We start from the raw sequence: 21377 nt of genomic DNA, 5'->3' as shown, positions 1-21377 counted from the left end.
TCTGGTCAAGGACAGCGAATTCCTCACATTGGTTTTTCAGAGCATTTTGGATGAGATTGATGTTGGCCTGCACGCGGTAGACGAGCACGGCAATACGATCATTTATAACAATAAAATGATGCAGATTGAAGATATGGAGAAGCATGACGTCCTGAATAAAAACCTGATGGATGTGTTTATGTTTTCTAAGCAGCAGGACAGCACGCTTATACAGGCCCTTCAGGAAGGCATAACGACTAAAAATGTGAAGCAAAGCTACTTCAATAATAAAGGACAGGAAATCACGACAATCAATCATACCTATCCTATCGTCAAGGACGGCAACATTAGTGGTGCAGTTGAAATTGCCAAAGATGTAACAAAACTAGAACGGCTGATCAGAGAGAATATGAACAAAAAAGGAAACACGATCTATACCTTTGACAGCATTCTCGGCACCAGCCCAGCCATTCAAGACGTCGTCGAAAATGCGAAGCGGGCAACGCGCACCTCATCATCTGTCCTGCTCGCTGGGGAAACAGGTACAGGAAAAGAGCTTTTTGCACAAAGTATTCATAACGGCAGCGAACGTTCAGACGGCCCGTTTATTTCACAAAACTGCGCGGCACTACCAGACAGCCTTGTGGAAAGCATGTTGTTCGGAACGAAAAAAGGTGCGTTTACCGGCGCTGTGGACCAGCCCGGCCTGTTTGAACAAGCACATGGGGGCACACTGCTGTTAGATGAAATCAACTCTCTGAATTTCAGCCTTCAGGCAAAGCTGCTGCGCGCCCTTCAAGAACGGAAAATCAGGCGCATCGGTTCGACAAAGGATACGCCGATTGACGTACGTATTATCGCCACGATGAGCGAAGATCCGATCGATGCGATTGCGGGTGAACGAATGCGGAAGGACTTGTATTACAGGCTGAGCGTCGTGACCCTGATCATCCCGCCGCTGCGGGAACGCAAAGAAGACATTTTACTGCTCGCATCGGAATTTCTCCAGAAAAACAATCACCTGTTTCAAATGAATGTTGAACACATCAGCGAAGACGTGAAGCAATTTTTCTTATCTTACGACTGGCCGGGAAATATTCGTGAGCTTGAGCATATGATTGAAGGCGCAATGAATTTCATGACGGACGAGCAAACGATGACGGCTTCCCATCTGCCTTATCAATACCGCCTGAAAATTAAGCCGGCAGACATTCCAGAGCTTGAAATACCAAGACACCAGCCAGCCGCGGACTTAAAGGAAAAAATGGAGAGCTTCGAAAAATATATGATTGAAAACGTCTTGATAAAACACAGCCATAACATCTCACAAGCTGCCCAGGAGCTTGGCATTAGCAGACAAAGCCTCCAATACCGTCTGAAGAAATTTTCCCGCCCGTCTTCCGAGTAACAATTCTATTTCGGTACAGAAGACATATCTGTCGTTAATGTTCTCAGTAATGATGGCAAGCTCACCAAAATAAAAGGACGTGCAGTGACAGCATGATCTGCTGTTTCACGTGTAACGTATCTTTTGGATTCTTCTTCATAACCGATATAGGATTTTTTCATAAAAAAACAGTCTGGCACAATGCCAGACTGTTTTCGTTAACTTCCTAGTTGGTCTGCGGATGAGAGCTTGATCTCAACGGATTTTTCTTTTCCACCCCGATAAAATATCACCTTCACCTTGTCTCCGACTTTTTTCTGATACAGCCGTTTTCGCAGATCAACAATATCATTTACTTTGTATCCGTCAAATTTCGTAATGACATCAAGTTCCTTCAGCCCTGCTTTTCCGGCAGGAGAAAAGGCATCAACACCCATTACAACCGCTCCATTGGTGACGTCCCTAGGAAGCTTCAATGTTTCATCCCAATGATAGCTTGCAATGTCGCTTAGTGATTTCATCTCAATACCAAGGAACGGGCGTTTGACTTTTCCATATTTCTCTAAATCATCTATTACAGGGATCACAAGCTTAGATGGAATCGACAGGCCAATTCCTTCCACCGCCGACTCGGCAATTTTCATTGAATTGATGCCAATGACTTTCCCATCCATATTTAACAAAGCGCCGCCGCTGTTTCCAGGGTTAATGGCCGCATCTGTTTGCAGAACTTCCGCATTCCAGTCAGGCTGTCCATCATCATTTGAATCCACCGGGATCGCTCTCTCCGTACCCGAGATGACGCCCTGTGTGACAGAGCCTGCAAACTCAAGGCCTAACGGGTTCCCAATCGCAATAACCGGTTCACCAGATTTCACGTTATCTGAATTTCCAAAGTCGGCGACTGCTTTGATTTTATCGCTTTTTACCCGTAACACAGCAAGGTCCATCAACTGATCGCTGCCGACAAGTTTAGCCGATACACGTGAGCCGTCTTGCAAGCTGATTTCAATTTGTGAAGCACCCGCGATGACATGATGGTTGGTCACGACATAAGCAACGTTGCCATTTTTTTTATAGATGACGCCAGAGCCGCTCCCAGCTTCGCCGCTCTCACCCCAAATATCTGATTTTTGGATGTTCACAACACCGACTACGGCGGGCGACACATCGCTGACAATCTTGGTGACGGCATTGTTGACACTGACATTCACCGTCCGGATTGACGCCCGGTTATTATTGTTCTGCTGCTGATCCAAAGCACCCGTATCTAATCCTTCATTTGAAAGATACGGCATGATAAACGCCATTAATATGGCTCCGACAATCACACCAATCAGACTGGAAAGAAAATATCCTTTTTTGCTTCTCTTTGGCTGTTCAGGAGCAGTATGTTCTTCCTCACGTTCGTAATCCACCATATTCCATCCTTTCCAAGAACGTTAATATGGTTATATTGTGGGTTAGAAGCTCCGATAATAGTCATGATTCCTATAGAAAAATTATACAGCACAAAGCGGAGTAGCCTTCTTTGGATCGGTGTCATACAGCTCAAATGTCTCGCCTGTCACAATTCCTTTAGAAGCCAATGTCTGCTGTACAGACATTCTTGCCAGCTCCTTCATGTTGTTGTCCTGGCTCAAATGCGCCAGGTAAATACGTGACGTCTCGTCGCCAATGACATCGGTCATCGCCAGGGCAGCATCTTCATTTGAAACGTGCCCGACATCACTTAAAATCCGCCGCTTAATGCTCCATGGGTATCTTCCCATTTGCAGCATACCGACATCGTGATTGCTTTCAAATACAAACACATTCGCTGAGCGGATAATGCCTTTCATCCGGTCGCTGACATACCCTGTGTCAGTCATTAATGCGAGCTTTCGGCCGTTATGATGGAACACATAAAACATTGGCTCCGCCGCGTCATGGGAAACACCAAACGACTCGACATCAAGTCCGTTGAACGACTTCACCGTCTCCATCGGAAACTCAAATTTTTGATCTGTGTCTATTTTGCCGATCTGATTCTCCATCGCTTTCCATGTCTTCTCATTCGCATAGATTGGAAGCTTGTACTTTCTGGCGACCACACCGAGGCCCTTAATATGGTCACTATGCTCATGCGTCACAAAAATGCCGTCTACATCATCCAGCTTACGCCCGATTTGCGCCATTAATCCATCCATGGCTTTCCCGCTCAAACCGGCGTCCACCAAAAATGCGTGGTCCTCTGTTTCAAGGTAAAACGCATTTCCCGTACTCCCGCTCGCAAGTACGCTAAATTGCAAGCTCATGTTTGTCTCACTCCATTATTTTTATTGATCTGTATCTAAAATCGTACTCTCCAAAGCATTCACAGTAAAATGCTCCTGCACTGTCTTTTTCTCGCCGTTCACTTTTTTATCGTACTCGACCGTAATTCTCCATACCGGTGCCAGCACCTGCGTACTTGTCAGCGGATATTGTGCTACGTAGCCGAATTTACAGCTCTTCACAATGCTGTATTCTTTTAATTGATTTTGATAGTACAATAGCTCAACCGCATCCATTTCAGTGATTAAGCTTTCTTTCTGAATTTGCTTGAACGTCTCAAGGGTTGTCTGGTCGTACGACACAACCTCGTTTTTGCCGTTTAAGTGCAGCACCACTTGCCCGATCATATTAGAGGAATTGTCGGTCTGCTGATAAATATAATGGTCTTCATATGTTTGGAAGAAAATAATTTCTTTCTTCGATTTATCGACCTTCCAGAACTTATATTTATCACCATCTTGGATTTTCGAGGAAACAAGTGCCTGAGCATCATCCTCGATATTTTTCTTTGAAAGGGCGATTGGATCCGTAAACTTCATTTTCAAGGTCGTTACTTTACGATCATCACTAGGCATCTCCATCAAAGGCTTTTGATCCTTCAGCTCCTCGATTTCCTCCTTCGTAAAGGCTTTTTGATTTGCTGTGATCCTGTAGCCTTCTGTTGCTTCCTTATTCAAGCCTTCGTATATGATATGGTCAGCCTTCATGTCATGCTCGACATCATTTTTAATGACTTCATATTCTTTGCTGGTAGCCTGCCACTTTTGGAAAAACTGATAGCCTAAGAAAATATCTAAAATGAGGAAGGCAACGATGAAGATTGATTTGGTCTTATTCCACTCCACTGTCTGCCCCCTCCTTCAGTAATGAATCCCTTGTAACCGGCACAATTTTTCCATTTATTTTCATCGCCCAAACCGGCTCCAGTTCAACGAGAGGATCATCGTTGGTTGATGTTGATACCAATTGATAAGCAAGGAAAATCTGATCAATTTTGTCCGTGTCATATTTGGTTTGTTTAGAAAGCAGCGTCTGCACTTCTCTGCCGCTCATCAGCTCTTTCTCACTTGTTTTGATCGGATTCGTTCCGAGGCTGTAATTCGGCCGCTTATAGCTGAGAATGTCATCATTCGCCCATTGAAGCGTAATTGCCGATGTCGCTCCAAATGGCTTGGCTTTGCTGTTAATGACTGGCATCTGGTCCATAAAGATATAGAGGCTTAGCTGCTGGCTGTCATCGATATTGAAAAATTGATAATGATCTGTCCAGCTTCCGGTATCCTCAAGGTATTTTTGGCTTTTTTTGATTAATTCACCTGTTTGATACGATGAGCTCTGGACTAAATTGCGCTGCTGGAATTGTACCTGACGCTGGCTCAAATTCACATCTAAACGGCTGATCCCATCTGTCAGCACATTTCTGTTGTTGTAATTCGAATCTTCCCTTACAATGCTCGGATCACTGAACAGAGCCTGTTTAAAGGTATTTGTTTTAATCGATTCTGTGACAAATTCTTTTTTGTCCATCGTAAGCGTTTTGTTTGGCAGCAGGAACTCTTTCTTTGAACCGATGGAGAACAAACTGAACGCCGGCATGTTTGATTGCCTGTTTTTTAAGTCATTCATAATGTTCCGGTAGTTTGCCGATTCAACGGTCACTTCCAGAATGAGCTGCTTGCTGAAAGATACCAAATAGATTTTCTTGTTCGCTTTTGTCTCATTGAACGGAATCAAAATATGATCAAACGAACTGTATTCAAACGACTGATTCGACCATTTAAACAGCGTTTGGAAAATATCAATCGGAATCGTGTCATTGAATTGCAAATCAAGCTTCGCTTTCGAACCTCCTATTGCATAAAACCAGCTCTTGAATCCGATCTTGTCATATTGATCAGAAATATCTTTAATTCCTTTTACATCCCAATGCGGCAAGTCAGACCAGACTTCTTCATAAAGGTCTTCATCCACCTTATAATGAGCGCCGTCATCATGGATAAACATCTCCCTCGGCCTTACTGTTTCTGACAGTTTTTGGGTCGTTTTTTCGATTTTATGTTTCTCACGCACAGTAGACTCTGCTGATGATGAGCTTTCAGAAAAGTTTGGCTGGAACGTCCATATCCCCCATGTAAACACAAGACTGATGATGACGAGCACCGAAAGTAATATCGTTTTTATATTTTCACGCTTCATCCCAATCATCCTCTTGTTCCTCTTTATATGGAAGAGTAAATGTAATCGTCGTACCTTTTCCTTCTATGCTGTCCGCCCAAATATCTCCACCGTGCGCCTGAACCATTTCCCGGGCAATTGCCAATCCCAAGCCGGTTCCGCCAAGCTTTCTCGTTCTCGCTTTATCAACCCTGTAAAAGCGGTCAAAGACTTTTTCAACATCTTTTTTCGGAATTCCGATCCCTTCATCCTTCACGCTGATATAGAGAAGTTCTTCCTCTTCATTGGCATCAATGGAAAACGTGACATGCCCGCCTTCCGGTGAGTATTTTAAAGCGTTGGAAATAATATTATCGAGTACCTGCGTAATTTTATCCTGGTCAATCTCGACATACAGCTCTCTGTCAGGCAGATTTCGGATAAATTCCACATGCTGTTCTTTTGTCATTTCAAATCGGTCAATAATGAGCGACATAAACCGGACAATCTGAATCCATTCCCGGTTAAATTGATAATCCTTACTGTCAAATTTGGAAAGCTGAAGCAAGTCATTGACAAGCCGGATCATACGCTCTGTTTCATTTTGTGTCACCATTAAGAAACGCGGAGCAATGTCTTTATTTTCCCACGCGCCTTCAGCTAACGCCTCTAAATAACTGCGCATTGTCGTGAGCGGCGTCCGCAGCTCGTGTGATACGTTCGCCACGAATTCTCTGCGCTCCTGATCCATTTTCTCTTGCTCAGTTACATCGTAAATGACAGCTATTAACCCATCGATTTTGCCATGTTCCCTTTGAATCACAGAAAAATTTACGCGAAGCACAGTTAATTGGTCATCACGTTCAATTTCCAGCAGCATGGAATCCTGCTGCTCGACTAAATCTTCAAATGTATAATTCTCTTGAATCCCCAGTAAGCTCGTAATCGGCATTTCTAAAGCTGTTTCACGTGAAACGTTCAACAGCTCCAGTGCCGGGCTGTTTAAGAGAATAATCGCTCCATTTCGGTTTGTGGCGATCACGCCGTCTGTCATATAAGCAATAACAGAAGCAAGCTTTCTGCGCTCTCCTTCCGTCATCGCCTGGGCATCTTCAAGCTCTCTCGTTAAGTGGTTAAACGTGGTGGCGAGCTGCCCAATTTCATCATGCCCGTACTTTTTAACCTTCCTCGAGAAATTCCCTTTCGCAAGCTCCATCGCCTGCTTTCTCATATCTGAAAGCGGATGGGTAATGGTTCTTGCCAGAAAAATTCCGAGAAGAGCTGTCAAAACAAGTGCCAAACCTGTGCCGGATGCCAAAATTGTGTTGATCGTCTTCATTTGATTGAAGACATCCTCCATACTCGCCACAACATAAATCGCGCCGACAACCTCTTGGTTTTCAGTCATGACAGGCTTAGCAGAAATAAGAACTCTGATTTTGCTTTTCGGATCATAGTATTTTCTTAAATACGACTGTTTGGTAGAAAAAATTCTTTTGAAGATCAGATCGGTCGTTTGTTTTCCTGCCACTTCCTCGCCATACGGCTTTGAAGAACCAACCACTTCATAGCTCTTATCTACAAAGCTAATTTCCCGAACCTCATCACTTTTCGTGAAGTCATTCAAAATACGGCTGACGTCATCCTTGATGACGGTGCTGTCGTTATCGCTTTTATATTCTTGTTCGATATAGTAAGAAAGGTTGTCGATTCGCTGATTAAGCGATTGTTCATAGGAGTTAATCAGCGATTTCTCTACCTGATTGACAAAATACACACCAATGATTTGCATGGCAATGATAATCAAAAGCACATAAATCAAGGTAATCTTAAATTGGATCGAGCGAAAAAAACCAACCTTATTCATATGGGCATTAGTCCTGTTCTGGGTTTCTCAAGTAATAACCTACACCGCGGCGTGTGACAATCCAATTTGGATGGCTCGGATTGTCCTCGATTTTTTCGCGAAGCCGGCGGACTGTTACGTCAACCGTTCTGACATCTCCGAAATAATCATAGCCCCAAACGGTTTGAAGTAAATGTTCGCGGGTCATCACTTGTCCGATATGTTTTGCTAGATAATGAAGCAATTCGAACTCACGATGAGTCAGTTCAATTGTTTCCTCTCGTTTTGACACAACATATGCGTCAGGGAAAATGACGAGAGAGCCGATATGAATCTCATTTGAGGATGGCTCTTCCTCCGCAGGCGCTGTTGTCAGCTGGCGGCGCAGGTTCGCTTTTACACGGGCCAGAAGCTCGCGTGTGCTGAATGGTTTTGTGACATAGTCATCCGCTCCGATTTCGAGCCCGATGACCTTGTCAATTTCTGAATCCTTCGCCGTCAGCATAATGATCGGCATATCGTATTTCTTTCTGACTTCACGGCACACTTCAACGCCGTCTTTATTAGGAAGCATAATATCTAAAAGAATTAAATCGGGCTGAAGCTCTTCTGCCATTTCAACGGCTTCATTTCCGTCGTAAGCACAATGCACTTCATAACCTTCTTTTCTTAAGTTAAATTCCAATATATCTGCAATCGGTTTTTCATCATCTACTACAAGGATCTTTTTATCCATCATTTTGATTTTCCTCCTGCCGAATAACTTCGTTTCATCTATATAACATTCATTTCATCACTTATGGCCCATGCAAACAATGGGTCCTTGTCTATTATAACGGTTTAAGGTCAAAAGATAAAAAAAATAAAGGTTTAGAAAAAAACACAAGTTTCACCTTTATCCGTCTTTTGTTTATCTGTTGTCATACTGGTCAACTTTTTTTAAAATAGTTAACTTTACTGAAACCTCCCCTCACCGGAGTGCGTCTTTATCAATGACGTCTTCTTCTTTGAACCGGCCGCAGGGCCGGTTCTCCCTTTTTCTTCTATTATAACACTCCTCATATTTGCCTTTTCCTAAAAGAAAAAACGCACCTACGATTGCAGATGCGTTTGGTAAGTGGCTCGGGACGGAATCGAACCGCCGACACACGGATTTTCAGTCCGTTGCTCTACCAACTGAGCTACCGAGCCAAATATGTATTTTTCTCTACGAAGTAAAGTAAAATGGCGGTCCGGACGGGACTCGAACCCGCGACCTCCTGCGTGACAGGCAGGCATTCTAACCAACTGAACTACCGGACCCTTACAGTAATTTGCCTGGAGAGCTGTCGTGTCAGCCCTCGCAGACAAATAAGGAATTTAGCAATAACGCTAAAGTAAATCAATGACCCGTACGGGATTCGAACCCGTGTTACCGCCGTGAAAGGGCGGTGTCTTAACCGCTTGACCAACGGGCCTTCACGAAATGGTGAGCCATGAAGGACTCGAACCTTCGACCCTCTGATTAAAAGTCAGATGCTCTACCAACTGAGCTAATGGCTCTTAAGATGTCGGAATTTCATAGAGCAAACAACTCGAATTACGTTCTCATCTTGTACTCTATTGAAGCAGTTTCCGTAACAACGAGATTTATAATATCACGAACAAATACAAGTAGCAATAACTTTTTTGGTTTTTTTTCATATTTTTTTCTCAGGCCAACTTACCTGCAGCTTTCAAACAAAAAACAAGCCCCTATAGATCAGGGGCTTGTAAAACATACTCTATTTAGTTCGCACGGTACACACTGCGAAGGACATTTGTCTGTGAACGGTCTGGACCGACAGAGAAAATAGAAAGCGGGATGCCTGTCAGCTGAGACACACGCTCAAGATAGTGACGCGCGTTTTCCGGAAGCTCGCTTAAGCTTTTCGCGCCTGTAATATCCTCTGTCCAGCCCGGCATTTCTTCATATACCGGCTCACATTCAGCAAGTGCTTTAAGACTTGCCGGGAATTCTTCAATAATTTCACCTTTGTAGCGGTACGCCACACAGATTTTCAGCGTTTCAATTCCTGTTAACACGTCGATTGAGTTCAGAGAAAGATCAGTTATTCCGCTCACACGGCGGGCGTGGCGGACGACGACGCTGTCAAACCAGCCGACACGGCGCGGACGGCCTGTTGTTGTTCCATATTCACGGCCAACTTCACGGATTTGATCGCCGATTTCATCATTCAGTTCAGTCGGGAAAGGACCGTCTCCGACACGAGTCGTATATGCTTTTGATACACCGACAACATGCTGAATTTTAGTCGGACCGACACCAGAACCAATCGTAACACCGCCGGCAACCGGGTTAGAGGATGTAACAAACGGGTATGTTCCTTGGTCGATATCGAGCATAACCCCTTGCGCACCTTCAAACAATACACGGCGCCCGTTATCAAGAGCATCATTTAAGACAACAGATGTATCGCAGACGTATTTTTGAATCTGCTGACCGTACTCGTAATATTCGTCTAAGATATCTTCAATGTTAAACCCTTCTGTCTCGTACATTTTTTCAAGCAGACGGTTTTTTTCTTCGAGATTGCGTTCTAGCTTCTCCGCAAATGCGTCACGGTCTAACAAATCCGCGATGCGAATTCCGATGCGGGCTGCTTTATCCATGTAAGCAGGGCCAATTCCTTTTTTCGTTGTGCCGATCTTGTTAGCCCCTTTTCGCTCTTCCTCTACCTCATCCAATTTCAAATGATACGGTAAAATCACGTGAGCCCTGTTGCTGATTCTCAAGTTGTCTGTACTGACGTTGCGTTCATGAAGATACGCAAGCTCTGTGACTAATGCTTTCGGATCTACAACCATTCCGTTTCCGATCACACACGTTTTATCCTTATAGAAAATTCCTGACGGGATTAAGTGAAGCTTGTATGTGACTCCGTCAAACTTGATTGTATGCCCTGCGTTATTTCCGCCTTGATAACGGGCGATCACTTCTGCATTTTCTGAAAGGAAATCTGTAATTTTACCTTTTCCTTCATCGCCCCATTGCGTACCTACTACAACTACTGAAGACATGTCCGTGCACCTCCGTTAACCTTTCAAAACGATTCTATTCAAACAAGTCAAGTTTATCAGTGAAGAAACAGAAAGTCAATTGTAAATCCGAACATTAATTTGTTAAAAATCTATATTCGTTCGTTTTAATTGTGTTTAGAAGCGTTTTCTCACTGATTTTCTATCAAAAGCTTATGAAACTTTTGTTCTTTAGCACGAAAAAGAGATGCTGCCCTGATATCCCTCTTATTTTCATAAGAATAACTCGCCAGCCCGTTCAAGTCTCCATTGATAACCCATGTGTTTCAGCTTTGAAACGATTGCTGTCAGTTTATCTGTAGCTGACAAATAAAAAACGAGAAGACTGTCGGGATATGGACAGCGGCGGCACTTTCACTGGGTATAATCGATTGCATACGACAACGTCATACCCGTTATGCCGCGAGAATTCCCCCTATCCGTCCGGCGCGTCGATCGCACAATTGGATTTGCGCTGCGAGACAATATGAAAAACGGTTTCCATGTTACCATCTCCTTTTCGGGCTATTTTATTAAATCGCTTTCATGAATACCGGCTGAGGGATCGCTTTCGAATTAAAAAAACCCCAAGATCAGCTCTTGGGGTTTATGCGCCAGGCGGAACACCTGCGTCATCAAAACGCCGTTCCAGGTTGACGAATTTATTGTATTCTTTTACAAACGCAAGAGACACGGTTCCTACCGGGCCGTTACGCTGTTTGGCAATAATAATCTCGATAATATTTTTATTCTCGGATTCTTTGTCATAGTAGTCGTCACGATAAAGGAACGCGACAATATCCGCATCCTGCTCGATACTTCCTGATTCCCGGATATCAGACATCATCGGACGCTTATCCTGACGCTGCTCAACACCCCGGGAAAGCTGAGAAAGCGCGATAACAGGAACTTGCAGCTCTCTGGCGATAGACTTCAGTTCACGGGAAATTTCTGATACTTCCTGCTGACGGTTGTCCTTTGAACGTCCGCTTCCCTGAATCAATTGCAAGTAGTCGATCAAAATCATGCCGAGTCCGTTTTCCTGCTTCAAGCGGCGGCATTTGGCGCGGATTTCACTCACACGGATACCTGGTGTATCATCAATGTAAATCCCGCTGTTCGACAGGCTTCCCATCGCCATCGTCAGCTTGCCCCAATCCTCTTCCGTCAGGTTGCCGGTACGGAGATTCTGGGCATTGATATTTCCTTCGGCACAGAGCATACGCATCACGAGCTGCTCCGCGCCCATCTCAAGACTGAAGATCGCTACACTCTCGTCGGTCTTGGTCGCCACGTTTTGAGCAATATTCAGGGCAAAGGCTGTTTTCCCCACTGACGGACGGGCAGCCACAATGATCAAATCGTTGCGCTGGAACCCGGCAGTCATCCGGTCAAGCTCAGTAAACCCTGTTGGAATTCCTGTAATATCGCCTTTTCGGTTATGAAGCTGTTCGATATTGTCATAAGTTTGGACAAGGACTTCCTTAATATTTTGGAAGGCACTCGTGTTTTTACGCTGCGCCACTTCCATAATCGTTTTTTCCGCTTCACTGAGTAAATCCTCGACCTCATCCTCACGGGTATACCCGTCTTGAGCTATCGTTGTCGCTGTTCTGATCAATCGGCGAAGAATTGATTTTTCTTCAACGATTTTCGCGTAATATTCTATGTTAGCCGCTGTCGGCACCGAATTTGCAATATCAGTCAGATACGAAATGCCGCCCACTTCTTCCAGCAGGTCTGTGTTCGCAAGCTCTGACGTTACCGTAACCAGATCAACCGGTTCTCCGCGGTCACCGAGCACAAGCATCGCATTATAAATTTTTTGGTGGGACATTCTATAGAAATCATCTGGAATCAATACTTCTGAAGCCAGTGTTAAAGCTGACGGCTGTAAAAAAATAGCGCCTAACACGGCTTGTTCGGCTTCTATATTTTGCGGGGGAAGCCGATCATTCAGAAGGTCTGTCATGCTAAGCACCGTCCTCTCGTTAAAAAATCTCCAAACTCCATTCTACCATTTCTCGAGAAAAAAAATAGAAAAATTGTCTATTTCCTTTTTTTTCAGGCAGCCGATTGGCTCGTTTTGGACAGCAGATTGGCGGGAAAAAAGAAATAAAACGTGAGGGAGGATTGAAAAATGATCAAAGAATATGCGATTACACCCAATGTCGATGCGGATGGCTGGTTTATTAAAGTGGAGAATGTGGCGCCAACAGCATTGTATACATCTAAAGACGCGGCGATTGAAAAAGCCAAACAAATGGCAAAAGAAAACAGTCCATCGAAGCTTGTAATTTATGATCAGTTTAAAAATGTAGAAGAAGAACACTCATTTTAATAATGAATGGAACCCTTCGCTGGAGCGGGGGTTTTTTTAACGTTTTTTGGCTTATTTCATCCATTGAAAGCCTGTATGCATCATCAGATCGGCCGTTTTTTGATACAAATCCCATTCCTCAAACATAGCAAATTTCCCCATCAGTTCCTCAAGTTTCAGCCTCACAGCTATGTATTCTTCAAAAGTGACAGCTTTTTTAGTTACTTTCAGATGTTCATCCAGCGTTTGTTTTAATAATGATAATGATGTGTGCATAAGAATCCTCCTTCTCTCTTTTATAACGGGCAATGGGGGATTGCTCCATTCCTTTGTGACATCTTCTTACGTTTCACATCTGATTCTTGTACAATGGACAGAAGAGAGGAGGGATCTTTGGTGAGACCTTTGCAAATTTCTGCCGAAACAGCCCAAAAGCTTGCAGAATCCTTGAATCTGCCGCTCGAACAGATCATGCATATGCCTCAGCATATACTGCTTGCCAAAATGGCTGAATTGCAGAAAGAAGAAAAACAATCGTAGCATTCGTTCGCATACTTGCTTTCATCTATGGAATTATATTTAATATATGTTAGAAAAAAGGAGTAACTGCTTTGCCAAAACATAAAAATATCCAATCCTCTTTTTGGCTGATCATCGGCATTGTCTTTATCGCTTTTAATTTGAGGCCGGCGATCACTTCAGTTGGTCCGGTCATCAGCTCTATCAGGGCAGACCTGCATATGTCTAATGGGACCGCCGGATTTTTAACAGCGCTGCCGTTGCTTTCGTTTGCGGTACTTTCTCCGCTTGCGCCAAAGTTTGGACAGCGGCTTGGAAATGAACGGACCTTATGGCTCGGCCTCCTGACGTTATTGATCGGGATTTTGCTTCGCTCTGCCGGCTCGGTTTGTGCCTTATTTGCCGGAACAGCTTTAATCGGTGTCGGCATTGCCATCGGAAACGTTCTGCTTCCAAGTTTGATTAAGCATAAATATCCCGAAAAATCGGGCGTCATGATCAGCTTATATACGACTGCAATGTGTATTTTCGCGGCCTTAGCGTCAGGTGTCAGTGTCCCTCTAGCGGCACAAATAGGAGGCGGATGGAAACAGGCCTTTCTCTTATGGGGCGGGCTGGCCTTGCTTGCTCTGCTGATCTGGATACCTCAGCTGCGCCACCGAGATACAGCAAATCGGACGGTAAAACTTCAAACGGGCTCCATTTGGGCTTCCAAAATAGCATGGCATGTCACCATCTTTATGGGCTTGCAATCTTTTCTATTTTACAGCAGCATCGCTTGGTTTCCTGAAATTCTTCGTTCACACGGCATGGATACGTCAACAGCAGGGTGGATGGTATCACTTATGCAATTTGCAAGTCTGCCTTTCACTTTTCTGACACCTGTTTTAGCTGATCGCATGAAGCAGCAGCGCGGCATTGCGGCAGGACTGTCCGCTGTCTATCTCATCGGGCTGTGCGGATTGCTGGCGGGCGGCAATCATATCCTAATTGCCATCTGGATGATTATCATCGGGATTGGACAAGGCTCCAGCATTAGTCTGGCGCTTACGCTGATTGGTCTTCGCAGTGAAAATGCCCAGCAGGCCGCGGCGCTTTCAGGTATGTCTCAGTCATTCGGTTACCTGCTTGCAGCCATTGGACCCATCTTTGTCGGTTATCTCTTTGACCAGACACATTCATGGACATTACCGATTGTGCTCCTTATTGCAGCCTTAATCGGCATGGGAGCAGCTGGATTGGGTGCCGGGCGGGATCACTACATTCTTCAAACAGAGAAACAAAGAAATTCAGCATAAAAGGCGGAGAGATCTCTCCGCCTTTTTTCTATGAAATACTAAGAAAAACAAATTCGCCTTCATACTTACAAATTCTTAATCTCTTGCAATAAAAAAGAGGCTTGGCGCAACCCAAGCCTCTTTTCTATTAAGCTTCTTCTTTCACATGTACCTTCAACACAGCCTGCACCTCAGGATGCAGCTTCACAGGCACGTTTGTATATCCTAATGCACGAATGCCGTCTGGCAGGTCAAGCTTCCGCTTATCTACTTTAATATTATGGTCTTTTTGGAGCTGTTCAGTGATTTGCTTGCTTGTGACAGAACCGAATAAACGGCCGCCTTCACCTGATTTCGCGCTAAGCTCAACCGTCAGTTTTTCTAATGTCTCTTTTAAGCTCTTTGCCTGCTCAAGTTCGGCGATGGCTTCTTTTTTCTCTTTCTGCTTTTGGCCGTTTAGCACGCTGATATTTGACGCGTTGGCTTCAACAGCAAGACCCTTTTTAATTAAAAAGTTATGCGCATAACCGTCTGCTACGTTTTTGACTTCGCCTTTTTTCCCTTTTCCTTTTACATCTTTCAAGAAAATAACCTTCATCTCTGTACGCCTCCCTCAAAATACTCATCTATGGCATTCTTCAGCTGTTCCAGCGCTTCCGTTACTGAAATGCCGGACAACTGAGTCGCCGCATTTGTTAAATGCCCTCCGCCTTCCAGCGCCTCCATGATGATCTGAACATTGACCTCGCCAAGTGACCGGGCACTGATACAGATGGTTTGTTCATCGCGTCTCGCCACCGCAAATGAAGCCTCAACCTCACTCATCGACAGGAGCGAATCGGCCGCCTGCGCAATCAGCACTTGATCAAAATATTCCTCTTCATTTTCAGGAAGAGAAGCAATCGCAATGTTCTCTTTGTAGAGGGCTGTATGCTGGATCAGTTTCGCCCGTTTAATATAGGAATCAACGGTTTCTTTCAAGAACTTCTGCACAAGCACAGTGTCAGCGCCTTTTGCCCTTAAATAAGAAGCCGCATCAAAGGTCCGCGAGCCTGTGCGGAGAGAAAAGCTCTTTGTATCCACTATTATACCAGCTAATAGGGCTGTTGCTTCAATCATATTGATTTTTAAGCGCTTCGGCTGATATTCAAGCAGCTCTGTCACCAACTCTGCTGTCGAAGAAGCGTACGGCTCCATATAAACGAGCAGCGGATCCTTGATAAACTCCTCACCCCTGCGGTGATGGTCGATGACCACGATTTGTTCCACTTTATTGATCAGCCGTTCTTCCATGACAAGTGACGGCTTATGTGTGTCTACAATCACAAGCAGCGTGTCATCATTGGAAATGTCCATCGCTTCTTCAGGCGTAATAAATCTTGACCACAGATCTTCATATTTTTTGATTTCCTCAATCAAGCGCTGCACACTTGATCCGATTTGATTGGGGTCAATCACGATAAAACCATCTTTATTATTTGCCTGCGCGACCTTTAAAATCCCAATCGCTGCCCCGATGGAATCCATGTCGGGAAATTTATGCCCCATGATCATCACATTGCTGCTTTCAGAGACAATTTCCTTTAAGGCATGAGAAATGACGCGGGCCCGCACCCTAGTCCGTTTCTCCATCGGGTTTGTTTTACCTCCGTAAAACTTCACCTTGCCGTTCGGCAGCTTAATCGCTACTTGGTCTCCTCCGCGCCCCAGCGCTAAGTCCAAGCTGGATTGCGCCAAATCGCCAAGTTCTTTTAGTGAAGAGACTGAAGCTCCAACACCAACGCTTAACGTCAGCGCAACGCCGTCGAATGAGGTTTTTTCACGCACCTCATCAAGAATCGAAAACTTCGAATTTTCAAGTTTAGTTAAGATGTGTTCATTAAGTACAGCGATGAAGCGCTCTGAAGACGTCCTTTTCAGGAAGATACCGTACTCCTGCGCCCAAGCATTCAGCAAAGACGTCACCTGGCTGTTCATCGTGCTTCTCGTCTGGTCATCCAATCCTTGGGTCACATCATCATAGTTATCAAGGAAAATATACGCCAGCACAGTTCTTTCGTTTTCATATTGCTTTTCAATTTGAATTTGCTCTGTTACATCAAAGAAATACAGCAGACGCTCATCCCGTTTGATGACAACCTTAAACTTGCGGTCATTCAATGTAACCGTTTCCGAATCGACCTCTTGCTTGATAAGCGGCACAACCGACTCACAAGTATCGTAAAGGGATCTTCCGACTAATGTGCTTTCATTAAAGCAAGACGAAAGAAACGGATTTGCCCATTCTATATAATATTGGTCATTAAAAAGCATGATGCCGATCGGCATTTCCATCAATGCCTCTTCACCGACTTTTTTCAACCTATAGGATAACGTAGAAATATAAGCATCAATCTCTTTTCGAATAAGAGAATCAGCGCGTTTAATAAAAAACAAAGCAACTGCGAGCAGCAGCACTTCGACAGCTCCTAATATCCAGTTAAAATAAAAGCTGATGAGGATTGTAATGATTGACAGAGCAATCAACGCATAGATGGGATACCGAAACAGCGGTTTTTCATAAAAGCTTGGCATTACTATCACTCCCCACCATGTGAGTAAAACTCATGTTCACTTCACCTTATTCCTTATTTGAAAGCCCATATCTAAAACGCCTAAAATACGAATGGCCGCCATAAAGATCGGATGCACAAATCCAAGAATAACTGCAATCACAGCCATAGCCTTCGAATATTGTTTCTTATGGCAATAGAAAAAGATAAATGATACGCCTTGGATAAAAATTATAAATCCGAGTATAAATTCCCCATTTAAAGCGATCGAGTATAGCATTTGGCCTTTTTCTAAAGGCAAAAATGACAGCATGACAATCATTACATACAGCACGGCAACACTTTGCGGAAACTTCAACTCTCTAAAAGGCTTTAGATTAGGAATGTCGGGGGAAAATCGCCTTATGAGCGGCTTAGCGATAAGGTAACTGAGGAAAGCATATATTACACCCAGCACCACAATAGCTGTTGGGAATAGGTATTGAGCTGTGTCTAAATCATCTCTCATTACACCCAATTCTTTGTTAATTTCTTCTGTATGAACTGAATTTTTCATCATATATTCAACTGAATCAATCGCTTCTTGTGATTGTGTTAAGGCCCTATCGATGATATTAATATCCATAAATAAAATACTTACCACAAAAAACATCATAATACATAGCACTGAAACAAAAGAACTCGATAAAATCGCAATTGCAGGATCCTTCTTCTTAAGAAAAAAACCTAAAGCAACACCTGTAAATGCGGACATAATCGCTAAAAAGACACCTGTAATTGAACTAGTTATAAAAATAACTGGAAGACTTACAATACTCATCCAAAAACCTAATTTTGCCCCGTATCTCAATGTGTATAAAATCACAGGTAGAGGTAAAACCAACCAAAACAGTATTCCAATCACAGGCACATAAACAACCAAAAGCGCAATGATCGCAAACAGACTGATTAAAATAGCGCCCTCCATTAATGCTCTCGTTTGTTTCACTTAGTCACCTCGTGTCATCCTGAACATACGAATAGAAAAGAGCAGCATAAACGACTGCTCTTTTATCATCGCTGCAACATGCGTTACACCGAAAGGTTATATCATCTCAAAATTTCACTTTATATTTTAACATAAGACCAAATCGCAAGTAAAATCACACCAATGTTTCATGTGAAACATCACAAATGAAAAGGCATTCTTTGAAAAGAATGCCCATCACCATTAATGTTTATCATCCATAAAGCCAGAAGAATCTTTGTTTTTCTTTTTCGTTTTTCTGACATACATAAAGATTAAAACCACCAGTAAAAGGGTTGTTGCTTGCAGAACGCCGCTGCTAAACAAGAAAAAGTTCTTTATCATGTCCCACATCGTGTTTCACCTCTTTTTGCGTCTTCTCAACCCGTGTCCTATATAAAGTGAATTTCCCTTTTTAAGAACTTCAAAACATGATGAACCACATTGAGCGTTGGGCATATGCTGATATAGAATCTGATGGATAAAGGAGAATTGCTACATGGATGAACGCAGAACATTAGCTTGGCATGAAACATTAGAACTGCACGAGCTGGTTGCTTTTCAATCAAATGGGCTCATTAAACTGAAGAAAATGATAAAAGAAATAAAAGACCCGGAGCTCAGACAGCTTTATCGTGTATCCATCCAGGCCATTGAACAAAATCTAAGAGAGCTTCTTCCATTCTTTCCGCAGGCGCCGCACAGAGATGATGAAGAAGAACGCGCGGATAACCCGTTTTATAGCGGCGACCTGCTTGGGTTTGCCAAAACATCTGTCCGCAACTACGCGATTGCTATCACTGAAACAGCGACACCTCAATTAAGGAACGTGCTGGTGAAACAGCTGAACGCAGCCATTAAGTGGCATGCACAAATTTTCCAATACATGTATCAGCACGGATACTATCCTGCATACAACCTTTCCGAGCTGCTAAAAAATGATGTCAGAAACGCCAACAAAGCTCTTTCAATGAAATAAAACAAGCAGCAAAGGCGTTCCCTTTGCTGCTATTTCTGCTGATCCTTTAGTATGCCGTTTGAACGATACGCTTCCAGCACACCTCTATTCGATTCTCCCCATGCTTTCATTTGCAAAACGATCGGCTCAAGCGTTCGCCCAAATTCCGTCAAAGAATATTCAACCTTTGGCGGCACCTGTTGGTAAACCTCACGATGCACAATGCCGTCCGCTTCCAGCTCCCGAAGCTGAAGAGTAAGCATTCTTTGGGTAATACTCGGGCAGATCCGGCGAAACTCATTAAACCGTTTCTTGCCATCTATCATGTGATAAAAAAGAATCCCTTTCCACTTTCCGCCAATAACATCTAGCGTAAATTCAACTGGACAGCCTTCTTTGTTTGGATATATATTATTTTTCATTCTCGACCCTCCAATAGTACCTTTTTTGATACTACATTACATTTCGCAACTAAGCTACCCAGTATTTTACACAGCTTTCCTTCTCAGCTCAAAGAAAATGCTTCTTATTCACATCAATTTTTACGGGTTAGTATGATTACACTTGCAGCAAGACGTGTTACACTATATAAATAATACTACTTAAAAAAGATAAGGAGCTATCATGGAAAAGATACTTATTTTCGGACACCAAAACCCAGACACAGATACGATTTGTTCTGCGATTGCTTATGCTGATTTAAAAAACAAACTTGGCTTCAATGCTGAGCCTGTCCGTCTTGGACAAGTCAACGGCGAAACACAATACGCACTTGACTACTTCAAACAAGAAAGCCCGCGCCTTGTTGAAACAGCTGCAAACGAAGTCAACGGCGTTATCCTGGTTGATCATAACGAACGCCAGCAAAGCATCAAAGACATTGAAGATGTTCAGGTTCTAGAGGTTATCGACCACCACCGTATCGCTAACTTTGAAACGGCTGAGCCGCTTTATTATCGTGCTGAGCCTGTAGGCTGTACCGCTACGATCTTAAACAAAATGTACAAAGAAAATAACGTGAAAATCGAGAAAGAAATTGCCGGCCTTATGCTGTCTGCGATTATTTCTGATTCCCTGTTATTCAAATCTCCAACTTGCACAGACCAAGACGTAGCGGCAGCGAAAGAGCTAGCGGAAATCGCTGGCGTAGATGCTGAAGAATACGGCTTGAACATGCTCAAAGCAGGCGCTGATTTAAGCAAAAAAACAGTGGAAGAGCTGATTTCTCTTGATGCGAAAGAATTCACACTCGGCAGCAAAAAAGTCGAAATCGCACAAGTAAACACAGTAGACATTGAAGATGTGAAAAAACGCCAAGCTGAATTAGAAGCTGCGATCTCTAGCGTTGTGGCCGAGAAGAAGCTTGACCTCTTCCTTCTTGTTATAACAGACATTTTAGAAAATGATTCCCTTGCCCTTGCGATCGGTAACGAGGCGGCAAAAGTGGAAAAAGCGTTCAACGTTACATTAGAAAACAACACAGCCCTCTTAAAAGGCGTTGTTTCCCGTAAAAAACAAGTCGTTCCTGTCTTAACAGACGCAATGGCTGAATAATAAAACAAGTAAAAAACACCTTCAAGTTTGAAATCGGATAGTTGTGATCCGAAACCAATACTTGGAGGTGTTTTTCATTGTAAAACCACTTCCGCGCCCAAACATCCCCCGCAAGATTACGCCGCTTTTGCTGTTAGCAGAACCCTAAGAAATCACTCTGAGCACAACGGCCATCACCAAAATGACAACAAAACCTATCACATTACTTATTGTATGAATACTTTCATTGTCTACAAAAAGATGAATAGTGAATGGAGCTGCAACGATTAATAAAACGAAAATATATAACCTTTTTCTCATTATATCCTCCAAATCACAGACATGTCGCAAAACAATCATAACACCTTATAAACAACGAGGACATCTTATCCCTCCTGCTAAAGCACCTGGTTTTTCAATGAAATTCACGCTGTCCGTTTACGCAAAAACGCACTGTGGTATGTAAAATTTGA

Annotated in this window: 22 protein-coding genes and 4 tRNA genes; 6 read left to right on the top strand and 20 right to left on the bottom strand. The window is 43.5% G+C overall.

From position 1 onward, the window contains the following. Window position 1 precedes the first annotated feature (1 nt). Window positions 2-1387, top strand: a complete 1386-nt coding sequence (locus tag BTW01_RS10220; RefSeq protein ID WP_162102889.1) for a sigma-54 interaction domain-containing protein — start codon at window positions 2-4, stop codon at window positions 1385-1387. A gap of 197 nt (window positions 1388-1584) precedes the next feature. Here BTW01_RS10220 and htrC read toward each other — a convergent pair whose 3' ends face one another. From htrC to dnaB, 13 genes are all read right to left on the bottom strand, one after another. After that, window positions 1585-2787 carry a serine protease HtrC gene (gene htrC, locus BTW01_RS10215; RefSeq protein ID WP_162102875.1) on the bottom strand — a complete coding sequence of 401 codons (1203 nt, stop codon included), beginning with the start codon at window positions 2785-2787 and terminating at the stop codon, window positions 1585-1587. A gap of 81 nt (window positions 2788-2868) precedes the next feature. Next, the gene (locus BTW01_RS10210) at window positions 2869-3663 is read right to left on the bottom strand and encodes an MBL fold metallo-hydrolase (RefSeq protein ID WP_162102874.1); all 795 of its coding nucleotides are present in this window, start codon (window positions 3661-3663) and stop codon (window positions 2869-2871) included. Between the two features lie 21 nt (window positions 3664-3684). Further along, a complete protein-coding gene (locus BTW01_RS10205) occupies window positions 3685-4527 on the bottom strand; it encodes a two-component system regulatory protein YycI (RefSeq protein ID WP_162102873.1) in 843 nt (280 codons plus the stop codon). Then, window positions 4514-5878: a two-component system activity regulator YycH gene (gene yycH, locus BTW01_RS10200; protein WP_162102872.1), complete on the bottom strand. Its 1365-nt coding sequence runs from the start codon at window positions 5876-5878 to the stop codon at window positions 4514-4516. Before yycH ends, BTW01_RS10205 begins: the two co-directional genes overlap by 14 nt. Next, window positions 5868-7703, bottom strand: a complete 1836-nt coding sequence (gene walK, locus BTW01_RS10195; protein WP_162102871.1) for a cell wall metabolism sensor histidine kinase WalK — start codon at window positions 7701-7703, stop codon at window positions 5868-5870. The genes yycH and walK overlap by 11 nt, the downstream gene beginning before the upstream one ends. 7 nt (window positions 7704-7710) lie before the next feature. Continuing rightward, a complete protein-coding gene (gene walR, locus BTW01_RS10190; protein WP_162102888.1) occupies window positions 7711-8418 on the bottom strand; it encodes a cell wall metabolism DNA-binding response regulator WalR in 708 nt (235 codons plus the stop codon). A 382-nt stretch (window positions 8419-8800) separates the two neighbouring features. Beyond that, a tRNA-Phe gene (locus tag BTW01_RS10185) sits at window positions 8801-8873 on the bottom strand. Window positions 8874-8907: 34 nt separating this feature from the next. After that, window positions 8908-8984 (bottom strand) — tRNA-Asp (locus BTW01_RS10180). A gap of 83 nt (window positions 8985-9067) precedes the next feature. After that, window positions 9068-9139: transfer RNA gene (locus BTW01_RS10175), tRNA-Glu, on the bottom strand. A 9-nt stretch (window positions 9140-9148) separates the two neighbouring features. Beyond that, a tRNA-Lys gene (locus BTW01_RS10170) sits at window positions 9149-9224 on the bottom strand. A 225-nt stretch (window positions 9225-9449) separates the two neighbouring features. Beyond that, entirely contained in the window at window positions 9450-10742 is a 1293-nt protein-coding gene (gene purA / locus BTW01_RS10165; RefSeq protein WP_162102870.1) for an adenylosuccinate synthase, read from the bottom strand. 231 nt (window positions 10743-10973) lie between these two features. Next, window positions 10974-11069: a hypothetical protein gene (locus tag BTW01_RS18695; RefSeq protein ID WP_419724064.1), complete on the bottom strand. Its 96-nt coding sequence runs from the start codon at window positions 11067-11069 to the stop codon at window positions 10974-10976. Window positions 11070-11346: 277 nt separating this feature from the next. Continuing rightward, window positions 11347-12711, bottom strand: a complete 1365-nt coding sequence (gene dnaB / locus BTW01_RS10160; protein ID WP_162102869.1) for a replicative DNA helicase — start codon at window positions 12709-12711, stop codon at window positions 11347-11349. A 168-nt stretch (window positions 12712-12879) separates the two neighbouring features. On the opposite strand from dnaB, the gene BTW01_RS10155 reads away from it, so the two are divergent. Further along, window positions 12880-13080 (top strand): DUF2188 domain-containing protein, encoded by a 201-nt coding sequence (locus BTW01_RS10155; protein WP_162102868.1) that lies wholly within the window; start codon window positions 12880-12882, stop codon window positions 13078-13080. 51 nt (window positions 13081-13131) lie between these two features. On the opposite strand, the gene BTW01_RS10150 is transcribed toward BTW01_RS10155, so the two are convergent. Then, a complete protein-coding gene (locus BTW01_RS10150; protein ID WP_162102867.1) occupies window positions 13132-13335 on the bottom strand; it encodes a hypothetical protein in 204 nt (67 codons plus the stop codon). Between the two features lie 120 nt (window positions 13336-13455). Here BTW01_RS10150 and BTW01_RS10145 point away from each other — a divergent pair, with 120 nt between their 5' ends. Continuing rightward, window positions 13456-13599, top strand: a complete 144-nt coding sequence (locus BTW01_RS10145; protein ID WP_003236536.1) for a YycC family protein — start codon at window positions 13456-13458, stop codon at window positions 13597-13599. Between the two features lie 71 nt (window positions 13600-13670). After that, window positions 13671-14876 (top strand): CynX/NimT family MFS transporter, encoded by a 1206-nt coding sequence (locus BTW01_RS10140; RefSeq protein WP_162102866.1) that lies wholly within the window; start codon window positions 13671-13673, stop codon window positions 14874-14876. Between the two features lie 127 nt (window positions 14877-15003). On the opposite strand, the gene rplI is transcribed toward BTW01_RS10140, so the two are convergent. From rplI to BTW01_RS10120, 4 genes are all read right to left on the bottom strand, one after another. Beyond that, complete coding sequence (rplI, locus tag BTW01_RS10135; protein WP_162102865.1) at window positions 15004-15453, bottom strand: 50S ribosomal protein L9; 450 nt, start codon at window positions 15451-15453, stop codon at window positions 15004-15006. Then, a complete protein-coding gene (gene gdpP / locus BTW01_RS10130) occupies window positions 15450-17429 on the bottom strand; it encodes a cyclic-di-AMP phosphodiesterase GdpP (protein WP_162102864.1) in 1980 nt (659 codons plus the stop codon). The genes rplI and gdpP overlap by 4 nt, the downstream gene beginning before the upstream one ends. Window positions 17430-17465: 36 nt before the next feature. Further along, window positions 17466-18395: a YybS family protein gene (locus tag BTW01_RS10125; protein WP_162102863.1), complete on the bottom strand. Its 930-nt coding sequence runs from the start codon at window positions 18393-18395 to the stop codon at window positions 17466-17468. A 222-nt stretch (window positions 18396-18617) separates the two neighbouring features. Further along, entirely contained in the window at window positions 18618-18767 is a 150-nt protein-coding gene (locus BTW01_RS10120) for a hypothetical protein (protein ID WP_162102862.1), read from the bottom strand. A gap of 145 nt (window positions 18768-18912) precedes the next feature. Here BTW01_RS10120 and BTW01_RS10115 point away from each other — a divergent pair, with 145 nt between their 5' ends. Further along, the gene (locus BTW01_RS10115; RefSeq protein ID WP_162102861.1) at window positions 18913-19392 is read left to right on the top strand and encodes a spore coat protein; all 480 of its coding nucleotides are present in this window, start codon (window positions 18913-18915) and stop codon (window positions 19390-19392) included. Window positions 19393-19421: 29 nt separating this feature from the next. Here the strand turns inward: BTW01_RS10115 and hypR are convergent, their stop codons facing one another. After that, entirely contained in the window at window positions 19422-19793 is a 372-nt protein-coding gene (gene hypR / locus BTW01_RS10110) for a transcriptional regulator HypR (RefSeq protein WP_162102860.1), read from the bottom strand. A 202-nt stretch (window positions 19794-19995) separates the two neighbouring features. On the opposite strand from hypR, the gene BTW01_RS10105 reads away from it, so the two are divergent. Then, window positions 19996-20925, top strand: coding sequence for a manganese-dependent inorganic pyrophosphatase (locus BTW01_RS10105; RefSeq protein ID WP_162102859.1), 930 nt, complete (start codon window positions 19996-19998; stop codon window positions 20923-20925). A gap of 144 nt (window positions 20926-21069) precedes the next feature. On the opposite strand, the gene BTW01_RS18275 is transcribed toward BTW01_RS10105, so the two are convergent. After that, window positions 21070-21225, bottom strand: a complete 156-nt coding sequence (locus tag BTW01_RS18275; protein ID WP_202923598.1) for a hypothetical protein — start codon at window positions 21223-21225, stop codon at window positions 21070-21072. Window positions 21226-21377: the final 152 nt, after the last annotated feature.

Source organism: Bacillus sp. SKDU12 (assembly GCF_010093085.1).
Classification (GTDB): domain Bacteria; phylum Bacillota; class Bacilli; order Bacillales; family Bacillaceae; genus Bacillus; species Bacillus mexicanus.
The sequence above is the reverse complement of the archived record's forward strand: the minus strand, read 5'-3'. Positions and strand labels throughout refer to the sequence as shown.

What these genes read in the sequence shown, in the direction of transcription:
- walK (WP_162102871.1), bottom strand. Translation starts at nt 7,703, where the DNA reads ATGAATAAGGTTGGTTTTTTTCGCTCGATCCAATTTAAGATTACCTTG.
- BTW01_RS10150 (WP_162102867.1), bottom strand. Translation starts at nt 13,335, where the DNA reads ATGCACACATCATTATCATTATTAAAACAAACGCTGGATGAACATCTG.
- BTW01_RS10120 (WP_162102862.1), bottom strand. Translation starts at nt 18,767, where the DNA reads ATGTGGGACATGATAAAGAACTTTTTCTTGTTTAGCAGCGGCGTTCTG.
- purA (WP_162102870.1), bottom strand. Translation starts at nt 10,742, where the DNA reads ATGTCTTCAGTAGTTGTAGTAGGTACGCAATGGGGCGATGAAGGAAAA.
- BTW01_RS10105 (WP_162102859.1), top strand. Translation starts at nt 19,996, where the DNA reads ATGGAAAAGATACTTATTTTCGGACACCAAAACCCAGACACAGATACG.
- gdpP (WP_162102864.1), bottom strand. Translation starts at nt 17,429, where the DNA reads ATGCCAAGCTTTTATGAAAAACCGCTGTTTCGGTATCCCATCTATGCG.
- hypR (WP_162102860.1), bottom strand. Translation starts at nt 19,793, where the DNA reads ATGAAAAATAATATATATCCAAACAAAGAAGGCTGTCCAGTTGAATTT.
- BTW01_RS10210 (WP_162102874.1), bottom strand. Translation starts at nt 3,663, where the DNA reads ATGAGCTTGCAATTTAGCGTACTTGCGAGCGGGAGTACGGGAAATGCG.
- BTW01_RS18275 (WP_202923598.1), bottom strand. Translation starts at nt 21,225, where the DNA reads ATGAGAAAAAGGTTATATATTTTCGTTTTATTAATCGTTGCAGCTCCA.
- BTW01_RS10115 (WP_162102861.1), top strand. Translation starts at nt 18,913, where the DNA reads ATGGATGAACGCAGAACATTAGCTTGGCATGAAACATTAGAACTGCAC.
- dnaB (WP_162102869.1), bottom strand. Translation starts at nt 12,711, where the DNA reads ATGACAGACCTTCTGAATGATCGGCTTCCCCCGCAAAATATAGAAGCC.
- rplI (WP_162102865.1), bottom strand. Translation starts at nt 15,453, where the DNA reads ATGAAGGTTATTTTCTTGAAAGATGTAAAAGGAAAAGGGAAAAAAGGC.
- htrC (WP_162102875.1), bottom strand. Translation starts at nt 2,787, where the DNA reads ATGGTGGATTACGAACGTGAGGAAGAACATACTGCTCCTGAACAGCCA.
- yycH (WP_162102872.1), bottom strand. Translation starts at nt 5,878, where the DNA reads ATGAAGCGTGAAAATATAAAAACGATATTACTTTCGGTGCTCGTCATC.
- walR (WP_162102888.1), bottom strand. Translation starts at nt 8,418, where the DNA reads ATGGATAAAAAGATCCTTGTAGTAGATGATGAAAAACCGATTGCAGAT.
- BTW01_RS10155 (WP_162102868.1), top strand. Translation starts at nt 12,880, where the DNA reads ATGATCAAAGAATATGCGATTACACCCAATGTCGATGCGGATGGCTGG.